The organism is Kribbella albertanoniae (assembly GCF_004348455.1).
GTDB lineage: Bacteria > Actinomycetota > Actinomycetes > Propionibacteriales > Kribbellaceae > Kribbella > Kribbella albertanoniae.
On the sequence record NZ_SMKA01000029.1, the window covers coordinates 31,291 to 49,543 of the forward strand.

The 18,253-nt window shown below is 68.0% G+C and carries 18 protein-coding genes; 7 read left to right on the forward strand and 11 right to left on the reverse strand.

What is annotated here, in order from left to right:
- Positions 1-31 precede the first annotated feature (31 nt).
- The gene (locus E1261_RS09995; protein ID WP_238176106.1) at positions 32-2,587 is read left to right on the forward strand and encodes a YfhO family protein; all 2,556 of its coding nucleotides are present in this window, start codon (positions 32-34) and stop codon (positions 2,585-2,587) included.
- Here the strand turns inward: E1261_RS09995 and E1261_RS10000 are convergent.
- The 4 genes from E1261_RS10000 to E1261_RS10015 are packed head-to-tail and all read right to left on the reverse strand — an operon-like array spanning position 2,584 to position 5,992.
- On the reverse strand, positions 2,584-3,036 hold the full coding sequence (locus E1261_RS10000) for a VOC family protein (protein ID WP_238176104.1): 453 nt from the start codon (positions 3,034-3,036) through the stop codon (positions 2,584-2,586). The two genes, E1261_RS09995 and E1261_RS10000, sit on opposite strands and share 4 nt — an antisense overlap.
- Positions 3,037-3,056: 20 nt before the next feature.
- Positions 3,057-3,977: a non-homologous end joining protein Ku gene (gene ku / locus E1261_RS10005; RefSeq protein WP_132405093.1), complete on the reverse strand. Its 921-nt coding sequence runs from the start codon at positions 3,975-3,977 to the stop codon at positions 3,057-3,059.
- Between the two features lie 12 nt (positions 3,978-3,989).
- Positions 3,990-4,508, reverse strand: a complete 519-nt coding sequence (locus E1261_RS10010; RefSeq protein ID WP_132405095.1) for a DUF6912 family protein — start codon at positions 4,506-4,508, stop codon at positions 3,990-3,992.
- Entirely contained in the window at positions 4,505-5,992 is a 1,488-nt protein-coding gene (locus tag E1261_RS10015) for a WS/DGAT/MGAT family O-acyltransferase (protein ID WP_132405097.1), read from the reverse strand. The genes E1261_RS10010 and E1261_RS10015 overlap by 4 nt, the downstream gene beginning before the upstream one ends.
- A gap of 191 nt (positions 5,993-6,183) precedes the next feature.
- Here E1261_RS10015 and E1261_RS10020 point away from each other — a divergent pair, with 191 nt between their 5' ends.
- Complete coding sequence (locus E1261_RS10020; protein ID WP_132405099.1) at positions 6,184-6,669, forward strand: cupredoxin domain-containing protein; 486 nt, start codon at positions 6,184-6,186, stop codon at positions 6,667-6,669.
- Positions 6,666-7,982, forward strand: a complete 1,317-nt coding sequence (locus E1261_RS10025) for a hypothetical protein (RefSeq protein WP_132405101.1) — start codon at positions 6,666-6,668, stop codon at positions 7,980-7,982. Before E1261_RS10020 ends, E1261_RS10025 begins: the two co-directional genes overlap by 4 nt.
- 82 nt (positions 7,983-8,064) lie before the next feature.
- On the opposite strand, the gene E1261_RS10030 is transcribed toward E1261_RS10025, so the two are convergent.
- The 5 genes from E1261_RS10030 to E1261_RS10050 form a co-directional block, all read right to left on the reverse strand.
- Positions 8,065-9,285 carry a glycosyltransferase 87 family protein gene (locus E1261_RS10030; RefSeq protein WP_238176105.1) on the reverse strand — a complete coding sequence of 407 codons (1,221 nt, stop codon included), beginning with the start codon at positions 9,283-9,285 and terminating at the stop codon, positions 8,065-8,067.
- On the reverse strand, positions 9,282-9,941 hold the full coding sequence (locus E1261_RS10035) for an HAD family hydrolase (RefSeq protein WP_132405103.1): 660 nt from the start codon (positions 9,939-9,941) through the stop codon (positions 9,282-9,284). Before E1261_RS10035 ends, E1261_RS10030 begins: the two co-directional genes overlap by 4 nt.
- A gap of 57 nt (positions 9,942-9,998) precedes the next feature.
- Complete coding sequence (locus E1261_RS10040; RefSeq protein ID WP_132405105.1) at positions 9,999-10,787, reverse strand: DUF4097 family beta strand repeat-containing protein; 789 nt, start codon at positions 10,785-10,787, stop codon at positions 9,999-10,001.
- 93 nt (positions 10,788-10,880) lie between these two features.
- Positions 10,881-12,149 (reverse strand): CpaE/TadZ family protein, encoded by a 1,269-nt coding sequence (locus E1261_RS10045; protein WP_132405107.1) that lies wholly within the window; start codon positions 12,147-12,149, stop codon positions 10,881-10,883.
- On the reverse strand, positions 12,149-12,808 hold the full coding sequence (locus tag E1261_RS10050; RefSeq protein ID WP_132405109.1) for an SAF domain-containing protein: 660 nt from the start codon (positions 12,806-12,808) through the stop codon (positions 12,149-12,151). Before E1261_RS10050 ends, E1261_RS10045 begins: the two co-directional genes overlap by 1 nt.
- A gap of 163 nt (positions 12,809-12,971) precedes the next feature.
- Here E1261_RS10050 and E1261_RS10055 point away from each other — a divergent pair, with 163 nt between their 5' ends.
- Positions 12,972-13,211 (forward strand): helix-turn-helix domain-containing protein, encoded by a 240-nt coding sequence (locus tag E1261_RS10055; protein ID WP_132405111.1) that lies wholly within the window; start codon positions 12,972-12,974, stop codon positions 13,209-13,211.
- Between the two features lie 3 nt (positions 13,212-13,214).
- On the opposite strand, the gene E1261_RS10060 is transcribed toward E1261_RS10055, so the two are convergent.
- A complete protein-coding gene (locus tag E1261_RS10060; protein WP_132405127.1) occupies positions 13,215-13,760 on the reverse strand; it encodes a hypothetical protein in 546 nt (181 codons plus the stop codon).
- A 128-nt stretch (positions 13,761-13,888) separates the two neighbouring features.
- Here E1261_RS10060 and E1261_RS45895 point away from each other — a divergent pair, with 128 nt between their 5' ends.
- The 3 genes from E1261_RS45895 to E1261_RS10075 all read left to right on the forward strand — a co-directional run bounded on the left by E1261_RS45895 (position 13,889) and on the right by E1261_RS10075 (position 16,600).
- Positions 13,889-15,022, forward strand: coding sequence for a LysM peptidoglycan-binding domain-containing protein (locus E1261_RS45895; RefSeq protein WP_202874559.1), 1,134 nt, complete (start codon positions 13,889-13,891; stop codon positions 15,020-15,022).
- Between the two features lies 1 nt (position 15,023).
- Positions 15,024-15,452: an Rv3235 family protein gene (locus tag E1261_RS10070; RefSeq protein WP_132405113.1), complete on the forward strand. Its 429-nt coding sequence runs from the start codon at positions 15,024-15,026 to the stop codon at positions 15,450-15,452.
- A gap of 164 nt (positions 15,453-15,616) precedes the next feature.
- Entirely contained in the window at positions 15,617-16,600 is a 984-nt protein-coding gene (locus E1261_RS10075) for a VanW family protein (RefSeq protein WP_132405115.1), read from the forward strand.
- A gap of 883 nt (positions 16,601-17,483) precedes the next feature.
- On the opposite strand, the gene E1261_RS45900 is transcribed toward E1261_RS10075, so the two are convergent.
- Positions 17,484-18,253, reverse strand: a 770-nt coding sequence (locus E1261_RS45900) for an HNH endonuclease signature motif containing protein (protein WP_202874560.1), incomplete at its 5' end; no start/stop codon positions are given.

An 18,253-nucleotide genomic window follows, 5' to 3' on the forward strand; every position in this document is an offset into this window, starting at 1 on the left:
CGGGGGACGAGCAGAGAATTGGGGTTTGAGGGTGGTAGGTCGCGGGCGGATGGCGGTGCCTGGGGTGGCGGCGCTGGCTGCGGCGGTTGCGGTGATTCTTGGGGGTTTGCTGCGGGGGACGTATCCGTTCGGGGCGCGTAGCCGCAATATTCTTGATCTGGGGCAGCAGTTCGTGCCGATGCATGCTCATCTGCGCGATGTGATGACTGGGTCCTCTCCGGGTGACTTCATCTTCAACTGGTCCAGTGGGTACGGCGTTCCGTATATCGGCGACTTCATGGCCTATAACGGGGCCGCGTTGTCCTGGATCGTGCTGCTGTTCCCGCGGGACCGGATCGATCTTGCGCTGTACGCGATCATGATCGTCGCGATCGCGTCCGCGGCCGCGGCGATGACGGCGTACTTGCGGATGTTGCGACCGGGCGCGCCGGCCTGGATTTCGGCCCTGGCCGGAGTGTCGTACGCGACTTGCGGCTGGGCGCTCGATGATGGCGGCTACATGACCGGCTGGCTGTACGGGCTGATCGCGTTCCCGCTGATCTGCTTGCTGTGCGAGTGGGTCAGGCGGCGGCGAGCTGTCCTTCCGATGCTGGTTGCGCCGTTCGTGATTGCGTTGTTCTGGTACTCGCACTTCTACACGGTCTACATGGCGACACTTGGCGCGGCGTTGGTGCTGATCGCGCGCGTGCTGTCCGACCCCGACGGTGGATCGTGGTGGCATCGGTTCACCGGCTCTGTGCGCTGCCTCGTCGTGGTTGGGATCGGAATCGCGCTCTCCGCGCCACTGCTGGTGCCAACCTTCAAGTCCGTCGGGTATGCCCGGCCAAGTCCGGACGAGCATTTCGACGCGATCAGCTGGCTGAGCTTCTTCGGACGGCTGCTGCCCGCCTCTGAGGGTGTCGGCAAGACGCCGGGACTCGCTGTTGGGACTGTGTTGTTGCTGGCCGCGTTGAGTTTCCCGCTCAACCGGCGGATCGCGCGGCGGGAGCGGATCGTCTGGTCGGTGGTCATCCTGCTGACGATCGTCAGCATGCAGATCCCGCTCACACACGAGATCTGGCACGGGTTCGACTCGCCGAACGGCAACCCGTTCCGGCAGGCGTTCGTCGTGGCCGGGATGTTGGTGATCGCCGGCTGGCTGTCGCTGGCCGCGGGAGTACGTGATGTGCTGGCGATCGCCGTACCAGTGGTGCTGCTGATGGCCTTGTACGGCGCTGCGTTCGGGGCATGGTCGACAACTCCGCTCACGCGCGTCGTCGTACCGGCCATGGTGGCCGTGGCGGTGCTCGCGTGGGCTGCCTGGCGTTGGCGACAGTCACAGCTGGTACTGCGAGTTGCCGCGGGACTGCTCGTTGTGGCGGTGCTGGCCGAGGTGACTGCGTCGACGTACGCGATCGACAAGGCCCGGGCGGAGAAGTACAGCGCCACGCCGACGTGGGGACCGCTGCAGGAGCAGGCCCGTGCGCTGGTGATGTCTGCCCAGGACTGGCCGCGGCACCGCGTGTCGCCGGGCGCGTTCAGCACCGTGAACGATCCGATGCTCGTCGGCGGTGAAGGGCCGGAGTACTACAGCTCGACGATTCCGGACGAGCTGTCGGAGGAGCTGATCAACCTCGGGTTCGGGTACTGGGCTTTCGGGCGTGCTGTCATCGACCCGGCCAACCCCGTGATCGACGCGGTCTTCTCGGTCGGCGCACGGGTCCGATCCGATGACCAGGGTGGGCTGGAGTTGGCGCGCAGTACAGCCTCGCCGTTCGTCACTGTCCGTCCGATCAAGCCCTGGGTCTCGGCCGACCCGGGACCCTACGGATTGCAGGAGACCGCGCTCGGCAGTGACGTCTACGCGATCCCGAAGCTGACGGTTGTGCCGGCCGCCGGATCGACACTCGCGATCAGTGATCGCCGGCCAGGTCTGCTCACGATCAAGTTGCCGGCGGGCACTCCGACGCCGGCTGAGTTCCGGCTCGCCGGGCGCTGCCGGCCTGGGTCCGAGCTCTATCTGTCCGGGCGCGAATTCGCCGGGGAGGTTCTGGTGCCCGGGCAGCAGTGGGCTTCCTTCCTTCCCGCGTTCGGGAAGCGGCCAGGGATCTACAGCGGTGGTGCGGTGCGTGCGGTGGGCTCAACCGATGCGAGCGGCTCCTTCGACCTGAAGCTCCGGACGTCGGCCACGACCCAACTGCCGGTCGGCGCGATCGGATGCCTGGACCGCGCCAAGCTGAACCTTGCTGTCACCCGCCTCGAGCGCAGCCAGCCCGCCGCGGTCAGCGTCGGTGGACATCGCATCGACCTCAAGCTGACGCCTGGAAAGCGCGGCCTGGTGGTGATGGGAGTCGTCAAGACGCCCGGCTGGCAATGCCGGGTCGACGACCGCACAGCCCGCAAACCGACCCAGCTGGCCGGTCTGATGGCGGTCTCGGTTGGCCCAACGGCGAGCAGCGTCTCCTGCGTCTACCGTCCGGCCGGACTTCGGCTCGGCCTGCTGACCGGAGCCGCCGCCCTGGCTGCGCTCCTGGCTCTGGCTGGTCTGATGAAGCTCCTCGAGCGTCGCAGAACCGCAGCCCCAGCTGCCGCAGCCGAGGAGGGCTAGGCGCGCCAGGGCATGTGTTGGAGGGCCCAGGTGTTGCCGTCGGGGTCGGTGAACCACGCGTAGAAGACGCCGCCGAGGTCCTCGGTCTCGCTGACCTCCACGCCGCGGGCGATGAGCTGCTGGCGGGCGGCCTCGAGGTCCTTCACCACCAGGTGCAGGCCGCGTTGGGAGCCGACCGGCATGTCCATCTGGGGCAGGCCGGTGGACAGGAGGATCGAGCAGTAGGAGCCCGGTGGGGTGAACTGCACAATCCGGACGCCGTCGCCAGGGCTGAGGTCTACGTCGCAGGTCCACCCGAGTTGGTCAGCGTAGAAGGCTTTGGCTCGGTCCAGGTCCGCGACGGGCATCGGGATGAGCTCGAGCAGGAATGCGCCCGGCACAACCAGGGGATGCGCCGGGTCTACCGGGATCTCCGAGAGGTCCTTGGGTACTTCGGTTCGTTCAGTCATCGTTGGTCCCCCCACGCTGCTTATGCGGACTTCTTGGTGGCTTTCTTGGCTGTCTTCTTGGCTGCGGTTTTCTTGGCTGCGGCCTTCTTGGGCTCGGCTGCCTTCTTGGCGGGGGTCTTGGCTGCCGTCTTCTTTGCGGGGGCGTCGCCGGTGCCGGCTCGGCGGGCCTTGGCTGCTTCTACGGAGGCTCGGAGGGCGGCTACCAGGTCTACTACCTCGGCGCCTTCGGTCTCTTCTTCGTCGGACTCGGCGGGGAGGGGGACGCCGGCGGCCTTGGCTTCGACGACCTGTTCGAGGGCCTGGCGGTATTCGTCGTGGTACTGGTCGGGGTTGAACTCGCCGCGGAGGGTGTCGATGTAGGAGGAGGCCATCGCCTTCTCCTGGGAGCGGATCTCGACGTCCTCGGGTGGGGCGGCGAAGGCGGCGTCGCGGATCTCGTCCGGCCAGAGCATGACCTGGAGGATCAGGATGTTGTCGACGGTGCGGAGCAGGCCGAGGCTCTCGCGGGAGCGGAGGGCGACCTTGACCAGGGCGTACAGCTCGGAGCCTTCGAGGGCGTCGCGGAGCAGGACGTAGGGCTTGGCGCCGGGGCCGCCGTCGGCTGCCAGGTAGTAGGACTTGCCGAGGTAGAGCGGGTCGACCTGGTCGGCGGGGACGAACTCCAGGACGTCGATGACCTTCTTGCTGGTCAGCGGCAGGTCGGCGAAGTCGTCCGGTTCGAGCACGATCATCCGGCCGTCCGGCATCTCGTAGCCCTTGCCGATGTCGGAGTACGGCACCTCTTCGCCGTCGATCGAGCAGATCCGCTTGTACCGGATCCGGCCGCCGTCGGCGACGTGCACCTGGCGGAAGGAGATGTCCTTCTCCTCGGTCGCCGAGAACACCTTGATCGGGATCGTCACCATCCCGAAGGAGATGGCGCCTTTCCAGATGGCCTGCATGTCATCAGCTCCCTAAAGTCGGCCGCGGGGTCCTTCCGCGGCCAGCAGATCGGGGATCTCCTGGGTCGCGTACCACATCAGATCCTCACCCTCGCACGAGTCGAGGGCAAAGAGCGCGTCGTCGTCGCCGTTCTGGGCCGACGCCCACAATTCTGCCGCTTTTCCGACGGTAGCGGCGGCTCCGGTTTCGTCCAGATGCACCGAGGCGACAGCGCGCCACGGCACGACTACGTGCAGCTCCAGCCGGGCGTCACCGAGCTCGGCGGCACCGTCAGCCGGCGGTACGGCGCTCATTTCGGCGGAGACGACCACCCGGCGGCGCGCCGTACCGGGGTCGTCGGCGAGGAGGCCGACTGACGCCCGGGCGGCTTGCGCCATGGCGGCGTACTCGAGCTCTTCGTCGTCGCCCTCGGCGTACCACTCGCGCAGCGCCGGGGTCACGGCGTAGACCGTGAGCGGCTGTGGCCCGAACTCGCCCGCGTGGCAGGCCTCGTCGAGCAGCCGCAGTGTGGATGGAATGTAGACCCTCATGTACCCGCCTTCTTCGCCGCGTCGTTCTTCCCAGTCTGCCCACCGCGCGGCTTCTTCCGCCCCCGGGAGGCCCGGTTGCGGCTGCCTTTCGTGGTGTCGACCAGCTCGTCCAGCGCATCGGTCACACATTGGGCGAAAACGGCCAGATCGGGCATCGCGGTGCGGTCCGCGTTCAGCCCGTAGAACACCTTCCCGTCGTACGACGTGACGCCGACGGACAGGCCTTGTCCGGGCATCAACGGCACGACCGGGTACGACGCGAGCATCGGAGCGCCCTGGGCGTAGAGCGGGAACTGCGGTCCGGGCACGTTCGTGATCACCACGTCGTCGATCGGACGGACCGTGGCGGTGGCGACCCGGGCCGCGAGCGCGTGCAGCGTGGTCGGCGCGAATCCGGCGATGCCGACCAGCGAGCGGGCGCTGACCGCGCGGCCGGTGTCCTTGTGCACCTTGGTCTGGTACGAGATCTGGTGCAGCCGCATGACCGGGGAGTTCTCCCCCACCGGGAGCGTCACCGCGGAGGCGATCACCCGGGAGCCGAGCGAGGTCGGCTCCTCGTCGTCGTCATCGCGGATGCTGACCGGGACGACGGCCCGCACGTGGCGGGTCGGACCAACGCCCTCGCCACGCGTCATCATCCAAGCCCGTACGGCGCCCGCAACGACCGCCAGGACCACGTCGTTGACCGTGCCACCATGCATCGCCCGCACGGTCCGGTAGTCCTCGAGGTTGGTCTCGACCGTGGTGAAGCGGCGCTGGCCGGAGGTCTTCACGTGCAGCGAGCTCTCCTGGGCGTGCTGCCGCGCGGCCAGTGAGCCGACCACGCCGCCGAGGACCTCGCGAACCGAGGTCGATCCGGTCAAGCTGGCCATCTCGGCCCGCGCCAGCTCCAGGGCCGCGGTCGGGTGCCGGGTCGCGTCCGCGAAGACGCCGGCCAGGAGCTCCAGCGCGGACGGCGGATGCTCGGGCTGCCAGGTGTCGACCGGGGTCTCCGTCGGCTCGGCCGTCGCGTCGAGCACGACCTGACCGATGTCGACCGTGCTGTTGCCGTCGACAAGCGCCTGGTGCGACTTGGCGATGATCGCGAACCGGTCGCCCTGCAGACCCTCGACCAGGTACATCTCCCACAGCGGCCGGGCCCGATCCAGCCGCCGGGACATGATCCGGGCCACCAGCTCCAGCAGCTGCGCGTGCGTCCCCGGCCGGGGCAGCGCAGAGCGCCGTACATGGAAGGTGATGTCGAAGTCTTCGTCGTCCACCCAGACCGGCCCGGCGAACCGGCCGGGCACCTGCTGCACCCGCTGCCGGTACCGCGGCACGAACGCGATCCGGTCCCGGATCAGCGCGACCAGGCTCTCGTAGTCGAACTCGTCGTCACCGTGCACCGGCGGCTCGAAGATGTCGACGGTGCCGACATGCATCGGGGTGGCCGGTGACTCGGCCTTGAGAAAGGTGAGATCCAGCGATGACAGGCGGTCTGGCATGGACGTCACCCTTCCTTTCTGGCGGAACAGTCTCTCTGGCGGATGGCTTTCCGTCACCCTAGCCGTACCCACGGACAGTGGGCTGCGACACTGCTTGGTACGGGAACACTGAGTCTTCGGTGTTCGTCAGGCAAGAGGGTGCGCTCCGCACCCTGAGAACTGAACAGACCCTTTGAAAGGCCCCTCGACCCATGCGTTCGACGATCGCTCGCGGTACCGCCACCGCTCTCCTGCCCGCTCTGGCCCTGTTCGTCCTGGCCGGCTGTGGCAACGACTCCAGCAGTGGCGGCTCCCCCAGCACCCCGACGACCGCCCCGACGACGGCACCGTCCGACGTACCGACGAACACGCCGACACCGGGCAAGCCGAACTCGTCCGGCCCCTCGAACACCGCCGACCCGTCCGGTGACCAGGCCGACGTGACGCTGGCCATCACCGTTGCCAACGGCAAGGTCAACCCGAGCGGCGCGACCGTGAAGGTGAAGGCCGGTCAGTCCGTGCTGGTCACCGCGGTCAGCGACGCCGACGAGGAGCTGCACATCCACGGGTACAACAAGGAGCTCGAGCTCACCCCGGGCAAGCCCGCGCAGGTGAAGTTCACCGCGGACATGAAGGGCACCTTCGAGGTCGAGACCCACAAGAGCGCCAAGCTGGTAGCGAAGCTCGTAGTCTCGTGATCCCATTGCACGGAATCGGCGGTCGCCAAGACCTGCCGATCCCCTTCGGCTTGGCCGTGGGCGGTGCAGCGGTCGCCGTGGCGGTCTCGTTCGTCGTACTGGGGCTCGCGTGGCAGTCGCCCAAGTACCGGGGCAACAAGTCCGGGAAGCCGTTGCCTGGTGCAATCACCCGGACGGTCGACGCGGCCTGGTTCCGCTGGATCGTCCGGCTGGTCGGGCTGGCGATCTTCCTGTACGCGATGTTCGCGCTGGTGTTCGGCGTGGACCGGCTGACGAACCCGATCTTCGGCTTCATCTACATCCTGCTCTGGGTCGGCCTGGTACCGCTCTCGATCCTGCTCGGCCCGGTCTGGCGGACGCTCAACCCGCTGCGAACGCTGCATCTGCTGTTCTGCAAGCTGCTGCGTCAGTCACCCTCCAAGGGATTGCTCCAGTTGTCCCCACGCGTGGGGCTCTGGCCGGCCGCGCTCGGCATCTTCGCGTTCACCTGGCTGGAACTGGTCGCACCGGACCGCGCCACCATCCCCGTACTACAAGCGTGGATCGCGCTCTACGTGGTGATCAACCTCTTCGGTGCAGTCCTGTTCGGCGACCGGTGGTTCGCGACCGGCGACCCGTTCGAGGTCTACGCGACGCTCATGTCCCGCCTGTCCCCGTGGGGCCGCCGTACCGACGGCTCCTTGGTGGTACGGCGACCACTCGAGAACCTGGACGGACTGAAAGCCCAGCCAGGACTCGTGGGCATGGTTGCCGCGCTTCTGGGATCGACCGCGTACGACGGCTTCTCGAACTCGTCGGCGTGGGTCGGATGGGCCCAGAACCAGGACATCTCGATGACCTGGCTCGGTACGGCGGCCTTGATCGTGTTCATGCTCTTCGTGCTCGGCACGTACTCCGGCGCCACCTTGCTCGCCGGGCGACTGTCAGACAGCTCCCGTACGACGTTGCCCGGGCTGTTCGCGCATTCCGTCGTACCGATTGCCCTGGGCTACGTCATCGCGCATTACCTGACGCTGTTCATCCTGGAGGGGCAGCGGACGCTCATCTATCTGAGTGATCCGCTCAGCAACGGCGCCAACGTGTTCGGCACCGGACTGCTCGCCGTGAACACCGGAATCACCAACCACAGCACGGCAATCTCGGTGCTCCAGGTGCTGGCCGTGGTCGGCGGCCACCTGCTCGGTGTCATCTCCGCCCACGACCGTGCCGTCGCGCTGTTCCCGCGCAACAAGGCCCTGGCCGGTCAGCTCCCTCTGCTGATCGTCATGGTCGGCTACACCGCCGGCGGCCTGCTGTTGCTCTTCTCGTCCTAACGTCCGAAAACCCGGAGGAGGGCCCTCCGATCCTTCGGACGTTACAGGGAACCCGGAGGGCCCTCCTCCGATCCTTCGGACGTTAGCGGAGGGAAGGATCGGTGCGGGTGAGGCCTCGGCTGGTGATGGCGAGGACGACGAAGGCGATCAGGCCGAGGATCAGGTGCGAGTTGCCGGGGATTGATTGCCAGAAGGACCAGTCGAGCTCGCGGTCGTCGCGGAACGGGACCCACCAGATCGAGCGCAGCACGAATAGCCCGTACCAGAGGACCCCGGCGACGACCGCTGGGTTGAGGCCCCAGACGCGGTTGACGCCGCGGATCAGGCTGACGCCCAGCGGGATGATCCAGACCCAGTGGTGGCTCCACGAGATCGGCGAGGCATAGAGGACGGCCAGCGCCATCACGGCGATCGCGGTGACGCGCTCATCGGCCAGCCAGTACTTGCGTGCCAGCCAAAGCACGCCCAGGCCAACGATGACCGAGGCAACGAACCACGTCGGCTGCACCCAGCTCGCGGTGTTGCCGAGGCGGTGCAGGAAACCGTTGATCGACTGGTTGCCGCTGTACGCGATCCCGCCGACCCGGTTGGCGTCGAAGACGACCTCGGTCCAGTACCGCCAGGACTGACGGGGAGCGAACGCGAAACCGATCGCGATCGTGGCGAGCAGGCCGAACATCGCGTTCCGCAAGGCCTTCCACTGCTTGGTGACGACCAGCAGCGCGAGGAACGGGAGCGGGGTCAGCTTGACGCCGATCGCGACACCGAGCCAGAACCCGCGCAGGCGAGCGCCCTTCGGCCGGATCAGGTCCAGCAGGATCATTGCGGTCAGCAACAAGTTGATCTGACCGAAGTCGATCGTCGCCCAGACCGGTTCGAGCAGCAGCGAGACGATGGTCAGCGCGACCAGCACCGCGGTCCGCTTGCGCTGGGTGACGAATGACCAGAAGGTCTTCGGCAGGCTCGCACGCCACAGCTGGGTGATGCAGAGCACGGACGCCGTGGTCCAGACGATCAGAGCCAGCCCCCAGGGCGCCAGCGCGAGCGGCACCATGGCGATCGCCGCGAACGGCGGGTACGTGAACGGCAGTCCGATCCCCGGCAGCTTCGCGTCGTACAGGGCCGGGCCGTGCAGCAGCGCGTCACCTCCCAGCCGGTACACGCGCAGGTCGATCATGCCGTGGTACTTGCCGCCGATCCACGCGCCGAGCGCGACCAGGACCGCGGCGGCGACCACGACGATCACGGTACGGCGCCGGTCGAGCGGCTGGGATGCGGTGGAACTGGTGGTCGTCGTGCTCACGTCAGGTCTGCTCCGAACAGGGACTCCAGCTCGCGCCGGGTCTCGTCGTACGAGGTGTGCAGGATGCCGGTCATACCGACGGCACGGGCGCCGTCGACGTTCACTTGCAGGTCGTCAACAAAGACGCACTCCGCGGGTGGAAGGTTCACCCGGCTGGCCGCGAGCAGGAAGATCTCCGGCTCGGGTTTGCGCAGCCCGACCTCACCGGAGATGACGATGTCGTCGAACATGCCGTCCCAGGTGTCGCGCGGATAGCTGTTCCCCCAGGAGTTCGACAGCAGGGCGGTGCGGATGCCGAGCGCCTTGGCCCGGCGGACGAGCGCGTTCATCGCCGGCTGGTGCTCGAAATGCGCGAACATCCGCTCGATCAGGCCCTCCGCGGGCACCTGGCTGCCGTCCGGCCGGATCAGGATGGTGGCGAGTTTGCGCTCGAAATCCGGTACGGCGATCTGCCCGCGCTCGAGGGCGTGCACCGGGTTGATCTCGGCCGTCTCGGCGGTCTCGACCGGCAGCCAGGCCATCACGGCCTTGACGTAGGAGTCGAAGTCGAACCCGTCCAGCTCGGCCCAGCGCCGCAACGCCGGATCCAGTCCCGAGGTCAGCACGCCACCCCAGTCCACCAGCAACCCACGGGGTACCGCGTCGACCTCTGCCATGGCGGCAAGACTACTCAGGACAAAACGGACTCACTGACGTGGTCCTGATGGTTACTGTCAGTTGCCGTAGCCCAGGTCGATGTCGCCGGAGGAGGTCTTCACCTTGATCGTGCGGGTGGCGGACGGGTCCTGCCGGATCTCCGGCTCGTTGTCACCCGACGAGGTGTCGGTCTCGAGCTGATAGGTCTCGGGTCCCGACGGGACCCTGACCAGCACGTCACCGGAGCTGGACTTCGCGTCCACCGACAGCGGCGCGGTGGCGAAAACGACCTCGGCGCTGCCCGAGCTGCTCTTGGTCGTGACTGTGCTCGCGTTCAGCCCGTCGGCGTCGATGCTGCCGGAGCTCGTCTCCATCCGGAGCGTGCCGCCGAGGTCGTGGACCTCGATGTCTCCCGAGCTCGTCTTGACCTCGGTGTCGGCGGTCATCCCGGTGACCTTGATCGGGCCGCTGGTGCTCTTCACCGTCAGCTTCACGTCGCGCGGCACCGTCAGCACGTACGTCGTCTTGCAGCCGAAGGAGAGGAATCCGCAGTTGGTCTCCTTGAGCTGGAGCTTGCCGTCCTTGAACGTGTCGGTGGGGTCGGACCCGAGCGCGTTCCGCTCGAACTGCCGATCCACCTTCAGCTCGTCGCCGTCACCCGGCCGGATCTCGACACTGGTCGAATTCCCCTCGACCACCAGCGTCCGGTCGTCCAGCTTGTAGGTGGTCTGCCCGCTCCGAGGACCCTCGGTCAGACCGGTGAGCGCCCAGTAGACGCCACCCAGGATGAGCGCGACCGAGATCGCGATCCCGTACCTGCGCTCGGCGCTCATCGTGCTCGCCGGCCGCCGCTGCGACTCAGACATCAAGCTCCTCCCTCATCCCCAGCAGCCTGTCACACGAGCGGGCCGGTGTCGGTGGGGTTAACCCCCATATCTCCCTGGCCCGACCCTGGTGAGTCAGCGGACGAAGGTCTTGTCGATCGAGGTGGCGAGCTGCTGCAGGGACTTGCGGAGCTTGCTGGACCTCGCGGCCTCGGCCAGGCTGCGGCCGTGCGCCATCGCCGCGTCCACCGCGCCCAGGTCGTACGGCAGCAGGGCGGCCACCTGGATACCGGCGTACTGACCGAGGGCGTCGGCGACGGCCTCCGCCGGTGAGCTGCCGAGGGAACCGGAGCGGACCCGGTTCACCACGACGCGGAGGTTGACGGAGGGGACGAGCCCGCGCACCTCGTGGATCGCGCGGATCAGCCGGGTCAGGCCGACCGGGTCCGCGGACCCGACCACGATCACCTCGTCGGCCTGCTCGAGTGTCGCGACCGTCGCTCCGTTGCGCCGCGGGGCGAGCGAGTCGAACGAGATCTCTTCATCGGTCTCTATGCAGAACCCGAGATCGACGATCGTGCACGGCGACAGCAGCCGCGCGGATGACCAGATCGACTCGACCGCGGCTGGTCGCAGCTCCGTCCAGCGGTCGGCCCGGCTCAGCCCGGTCAGCACCATCAGGTGCCGCTCCACCTGCCGGGCATGCTTGGCCAGCGTCATCATGTCTAACGTGCCGCTCGATGCGGAGCGGGCTGCGGCGGCCAGGCCGGACGTCTCGTCGAGCATTCCGAGCTGCTGGGCGACAGTGCCGCCGTACACATCGCAGTCAGCGAGCAGTGTGGGCATGCCTCTGGCTGCGAGCTCGGAGGCCAGGCCGACCGCGACCGTCGTCCGGCCGGGTGCACCGGTCGGGCCCCAGATCGCGAAGATGCGGCCGGTCCCGGCGGCGTACTCCGTTTGGGCCGACCTGTGCTCGGTCTCCCCGCCGGTCGGCACGAATCCGCCGGCGAAATGCGACAGCGCGATCGGCGGGCCGGCGTCGACCGCGTCACTGATCGCACGACCCAGATCCTCCGGGCTGACATCGGCCGGCAGTATCCGCTCGATCCCCATCCGGCTGAGCCGGTCCTCGGGGCCGAAGGCCTCTCCGGTCTCACTCGGATCAACCAGAGCCAGTACGGCGATGCCGCGCGCATGCAGCGCGGACACTGCATCGGACGTCAGCCGCGAGAGGTCATCGGCAAGCAGGACGGCCCGGGCCTGACCGCTCGCCGCGGCCGCCATCACATCCGCGATGTCCACACAGCGCCGGACGACGCGGATGCCCGGTGCGCGCTCGGTCCGGCGTACAACGTCTGCCTCCCACGGCGCACCGGTCACCGCAAGCAGGACCGGAATCGCCATCAGGCCGCCCGCCGGACCAGAGTCGGCTCGCCTTGGCTCATCGCGGTCAGCGCGGCCGGGAGCTTCTGCAGGTCCTTCGGGGCCAGCGCGACCAGCACCTGTCTGCGCGCGGAGCCACCGGCGACGCCCTTCACCGAGTCGATCTGCAGCACCCGGACGTCGCTCCAGAGCAGCTTGGCCGCCTGTCCGTCGTCCTTCGGCACCACCCAGATGTCGACCTTGTCACCGTTGGCGGTGTCCGACGGGAGTCTGCCGGTCGCCACCGACAGCGGCAGCTCGGTGCGGTCGCTGTCGGCCTGCGGTACGGCGGCGTCGCGGGGCACGAACTCACCGGCGTCGATCGCGCGCGCCACGACCAGACCCTTCAGCTCCGCGTCGGCAGCGACGTACTGCTCCGCGTCCTGACCGCTGGTGAAGCGGACGCGGACGGTGGCGAGATCCTCGCCGGTCAGCTTGGTCCCGGCGGGCAGGTCGCGCTTGGCCGCCCAGATCGTGGTGGTGTCGTCGGCGGACGACAGCAGCTTCGCACCGACCAGCGCAGTGATGGCCACGAGCAGAACGCCCAGAACGAGACGGCCGTCCTTCCAACGCGCCCGCCGGGTGCGCTGCGCCGGGACCGACGGCGCCCCGAACCCACTCCGCACTGCTGTGTCCACCACGTCGGCTCCCCCAGTCGCTTCGCTTCTGTGTGCATTCTGCCGTGTTTGGCGACTCTGTGTAGGCAGTTATCCACAGATTGTCATGGCTGGGGACAAACTTGATCGTCCTCGGGCGAACCGTGGCAAACTGAAGGAACCCGCTACTACCTGAAGGAGTTCCTCGATGCCGGCACCGCGTTTCCTCCAGCTCGCCGACGTCGCCGAGGTCCTGAACATCTCCGCCAACCAGGTCTACGCCCTGGTCCGCCGCGGTGACATCCCCGCGGTGAAGATCGGCGGCCGCGGGCAGTGGCGGGTCGAGGCCAGCGAGCTCGAGAAGTACATCGAGCGGCTCTACACCGAGACCAAGCAGTTCATCGACAGCCATCCGTTCGGCGAAGAGGCCGAGGACGCCCAGCTCTAACGTTTACCGTCGACGTACGGCCTGTAGGGCCTGGGTGGGGATGAGCCGGACGTTGTAGACCTCGGTACGGCGCCTGGGCGCGTCGAGGGGGTGTTCGGCGACCTCGAGGAAGTCCGCGCCGACGCGGTCGATCGTGCCGGTGATCGGGATTCCGCCGCAGAACAGGGTCACCGGTGAGCGGTCCCGGGCGATTCCGCGAAGCAGGTGCGCGAGGCCGAGCTTCCCGGCCACCGCGCCGACCGCAGGCTCGGCCCAGGGTCCGAGCCGGTGCACCGCTGTGAGCGCGGCGACCGGCACGAGCCACTCCTCGGCACGGTCGGCCTCGATCAGCAGACAGTCCTTGCCGACGCGGGTGAGTAGTCCCTGCAGCGGCTCGGCCGTGGCCAGCTCGATCCGGACGACCGTGTCCACGGCACCCCGGAGCCGGTCGAGCACGGTGATCTTCCCGACCTCGGTCCGGATCCGGTCCGCGACCTCGCCGTACAGGTCGCCTTCCTGGAGCGCGTCGAACTGCGATTCCAGGTCCTCGAACAGCGCATCCCACTGCATATGCGCCAACTTACCTCACCTTCCGTGACGTATTCGCTTGCAAACTGTCGCCACTTCCGGTCTATAGTGGTCAAGCCAACGCAAACTAAAGCAAACTCATAGGTCGGAGGCGAAGCGGGGTGAACGGGATGCTTCGAGGGGTAAAGAGCCTGCTGGCGATCGGCGCACTGGGGGCCGTCGGGGTCGCGCTGCGCTGGGTGACGGCCGGGACTATCACGGCCGCGAACAGCCACGACCTGGACTCGCTGACCGTGCTCGCGGTCGGCGGGGTGGCGTGGGTCGCCTATGGGTGGCTGGTCCTCGCAGTGCTTGCGACGGCTCTCGAGCAGCTGCCCGGCGCTCTCGGTGCAGCGGCAGGGGCGGTTGCTGCCCGCATCACCTCCACGACCTCCCGGGCTCTGCTGCGCTCCGCTCTCGGCGTCGCTGCAGTCACTCCGCTCACCGTGGGCGTCGCGCACGCAGCGTCTCCCCACGGTTGGCCGGCACCGCAGTCCGGCACTACCCAACCCGCCGCCACCTGGCGCGCCACGGAGCCCCGCTCCACCGTCCAACTCACCGGCAACATCTGGCGCACCACCGAGCCACAGCCGTCGGTGGAGGTCGGCGGCACCCGCACCCACTCCCGCGCGACCGAGCCGCGGTCATCGGAGCAGATCGCCTCCAACGTCCGCACCACCGAGCCGCGCTCCACCATGGGGATCGACGGCGCTCGCGATGGCCTCCGGGAGAGCGAGCCGCGCTCAGTGGTGGAGAAGCCGGCTGAGCGCTCCGACTTCCGGGCGACTGAGCCGCGGTCTGCTGTCGAGATTGACGCCAACCGCACCACCCTCCGGGCTACCGAGCCGCGGTCAGCTGCGGAGTTCGGCGCGCGCTCCGCTCGCTCGGGACAGCAGGCCGGGCCGCGGAACGGCGTACGGGCGGGGGCTGGTGTGCCTCAGCCGCGGGACAGCGACGTACGGCCGGCACGACAGGACGCCGTACCGGTGGTTGGTGGGGTGCAGGTGCCGGATCGGCCTGAGGTGGGTGCTGCGACGCGGTACACCGATCTGCGGTCGGGACGGGCCTCGCGGGTGACCGTCGCCGCGGGGGACACGCTCTGGGATCTCGCGGCGCGGGAGCTCGGAGTGCAGGCGACGAATCAGGAGATCGCGGCGCGCTGGCCGCAGTGGTACGCCGCTAATCGCCAGCTGATCGGCGCCGACCCGAACCTCATCCTTCCCGGCCAAGTACTGCGAGTGCCGCCCACCCACAAGGAGCAGTGACATGACCAGTGCGCACCAGGAGATCAGCACCTCGATCCAGCAGCAGCGGGTCCGACTGGACGTGGTGCCCGCGGTCGACGGGACCCAGCCGCTCATTCCGGAAGCACGTGCCTGGGGTGGTCGATTGGCGCAGGCGGTATCGGAGGTTCTGGCGGGAGATCGTCCGGTGGCTCAGCTGGTGCGGTTCACCGATGAGGACGTGTTCGTCGAGCTCAACCGGCGGGTGCGACTGCTCGGGCTAACCACCACCGCCACCGGCCGCGGCACGAAGGACCGGTGCGCACTGCAGTCAGTGCGAGTGTGTCGGCCGAACTCTGAGGTGGCTGAGATCGCTGCGCACGTACGGCACGGCGGACGCTCCCGCGCGATCGCACTGCGGATGGAGCTCCGCCGCAACCGCTGGGTCTGCACCGCTCTGGAGGTCGGCTGATCGGGCACGTTGGAAGCCCGTTCGGGCTTGGCCCGAACAAATCGCAGCGTCCGGGAGTCCTTAGAGCGCAATGTGATCGTGTGGTTGTCGTCATGTGGCTGGTGAACCTCCGGCGTACCGTTGCCGGGGCGGCCGCCAGGCCGGAGTCGTTCGGGGGAACGAAAATGCGTGAGAGCAATACCAAGGTGGGGCGGACTGCACGGCCGGCATCCACTGGGGTGGTGCCGGCTCGTGAAGCCGCCGACCCCCGTGAGGTGACCTTCGCCTGGCGAATCGGTCTCGCCGAACTCAGCGCCGCAGAACGCGCCCGGGTCGCTCCGCGAGCGCGGCGGCGACGCTGGGCCGAGCGAGTGCCCGCACTGTATCCATTGGCGGTGCGCTACCACCGCGCCCGCAAACGCGTTGAGTGGCTGCGATCCAGGACGCCGTACGCACAGGAGCGCCGTATTGCGGACTTGCCGGTGCGAGTCAAACAGCACAAGTCGTTGCTACTGCGCCAGCTCGGTGAGACCGAGATGTGGATGCAGCACAACAAGGTCACCAACCTGCGGCTGGCCTGTGACCGGGTCGACGGTCTGGTGATCCGGCCGGGCGAGACGTTCTCCTTCAACAAGCTGGTCGGCAACGCGACCCGCCGCAAGGGCTATCTCCCAGGCATGCGGCTCTCCAACGGCCAGGCGCGGCCCGGGATCGGCGGTGGCATCTGCCAACTCGCGAACCTGCTGCACTGGATGGTGCTGCACTCGCCGATGACTGTGACGCAGCGATCCACCCACAGCTTCGACCCGTTCCCGGACAACGGTCGCGTGCTGCCGTGGGGTGTCGGTTGCAGCATCGTCTACAACTACGTGGACCTGCAGTTCCGCAACGACACCGATCACACGTTCCAGCTCCGGGTCGGAGTCAGCGATCGGTACCTCGAGGGTGAGATCCGCGCCGACGCGCCAACCGCGACGTCGTACCGGGTGTTCGCGCAGGGCGAGCGGTTCCTGCGGACCGGAACGGACTACTTCCGGCGGAACGAGATCTGGCGCTCGGTGATCGACCGCCGCACCGGCCAGACCACCGCCGAGGAACTGGTCCGGGAGAACGTTGCCCTAGTCAAATACGTGCCAACGGGCGTACCGGTGTACGACGTCGCCCGATAGGTCCGCGGGCATGCCGTCGTACCGTTCGGCGGTGGTCAATCGCAGTATGAGACCCTCCAGTACGGCGGCCCGCCGTCGCGATCGGCAAGCCGACTGGCCAGGCCAAGCAACTCACCGACGCACTCACCGAACCTTGCCAGCGATCTCGCAATGCCCCGCATCATCCGGCCACGGGGTTAGGCAGGGTGGTGATGTAGGACCCGCGTGTGCCTCCTGACTTCAGTCATCCTCGCCGCATTCGAAGCAATGCATGACGCTGGCCTGCGAGATGCTTGTCCGGGCAGGCGGGCTCAGGTACTGATGGGATCGGATTCGGCTGTTCTTCCGGCAGACGTCGGTCCGGTTCGAGCCCGGCGAGCAGCCGCGCGTGGGGGCGTTACGTCCGAAGACTCGCGGTGGCTGTCGGTGCGTGTCGGCGTGTTTTCGGACGTTGTGATCGATCCGCGCGGGCGGAACGCGACTCGCGCCGACCGGGTGGCCGGGCTCGGACCTGCACCACCGTCTAAGTGCATTGAGCTGCCCAGGGCAGGGCGTGCTGAGCGTGAACATGCGGGTCCGCGCACTGTTAGACGGTGATGGCGGTCCGTCGCCCGCTCACTGGTGTACCCATCGGCACGGTGGCTTCACTCGGCGCACCACCACAGGCAGCCCGCCTCGACTGTGAGGAGATTGCCGCAGGCAAACGATGTACCGCGGCACGGTGGTCACACTCGGCGGCAACTTCTCACACTCGCCGACCGCACGGGCCGTGTATCACCCGGCAGGCTGATTCACGCAGCCCGTCAACGTGCGACCGCCTGATCGACCGCGCTGACCCTGCGGGGTGCGTCTTGAACTGCTCCCACCGACTGCACGACTCAGGCACTGACCCAATTGACCGAGGTCAGGTTGGGCAGGGTGGTGACGTGGGACCCGCGTGCGCCTCGCCCCATGGATCAAAGTCGCTGCTCAGGTCCAACCGTGCGCGGTGTCTTGCTGGTTCGGGTGGCAGGTCTTCGCCCCAGACGGCACGCATGGTGGCCGCGCGAATATCCGTTGCCGTCAGCAAAGACCCCTCGTCCCCGCCCGCCTCGGGACCACACCGAACCAGCCCGTCCGCGCCAGGCTCGCCCGCCTGCAGCCCACGCGCACCCAGCCCATCCATGCAGCGCTCGGTCATGCCGGTCTCGGTCATGCCGGGTTTGGTTGTGCTGGAGGTGCAGGTGGCGTGGGCGCGCGCAGTCGCCAGCGACGGTTCGGCTGGAGTTCTTGGGGGTGTTCGGCGTTTGATCGATGGTGGGTTGGCCCAGGTCGGGAGGGCGACGTGGACTTTGCCGTTGGTGATGGTGATGACCCATTTGCCGGCGTGCAGGTCGACGTGGTGAATGCGGCAGAGCAGGACCAGGTTGCTGACCGCGGTGGTGCCGCCGTCGATCCAGGATCTGAGGTGGTGGGCGTCGCATTGGACTGGTGGGGCGCCGCAGACGACGCAGCCGCGGTCTCGGGTGTTCAGGGCGCGCCGCATTCCTTTGGTGACAAGGCGTTCGCAGCGGCCGACGTCGAGGGGTTCGGAGTTGGAGCCGAGGACGACGGGGATGATTTTGGCGTCGCAGGCCAGGAGGCGGGCGGTGGATGCGGACAGGCCGGCGCCGAAGACGGTGTCGCCGATGCAGC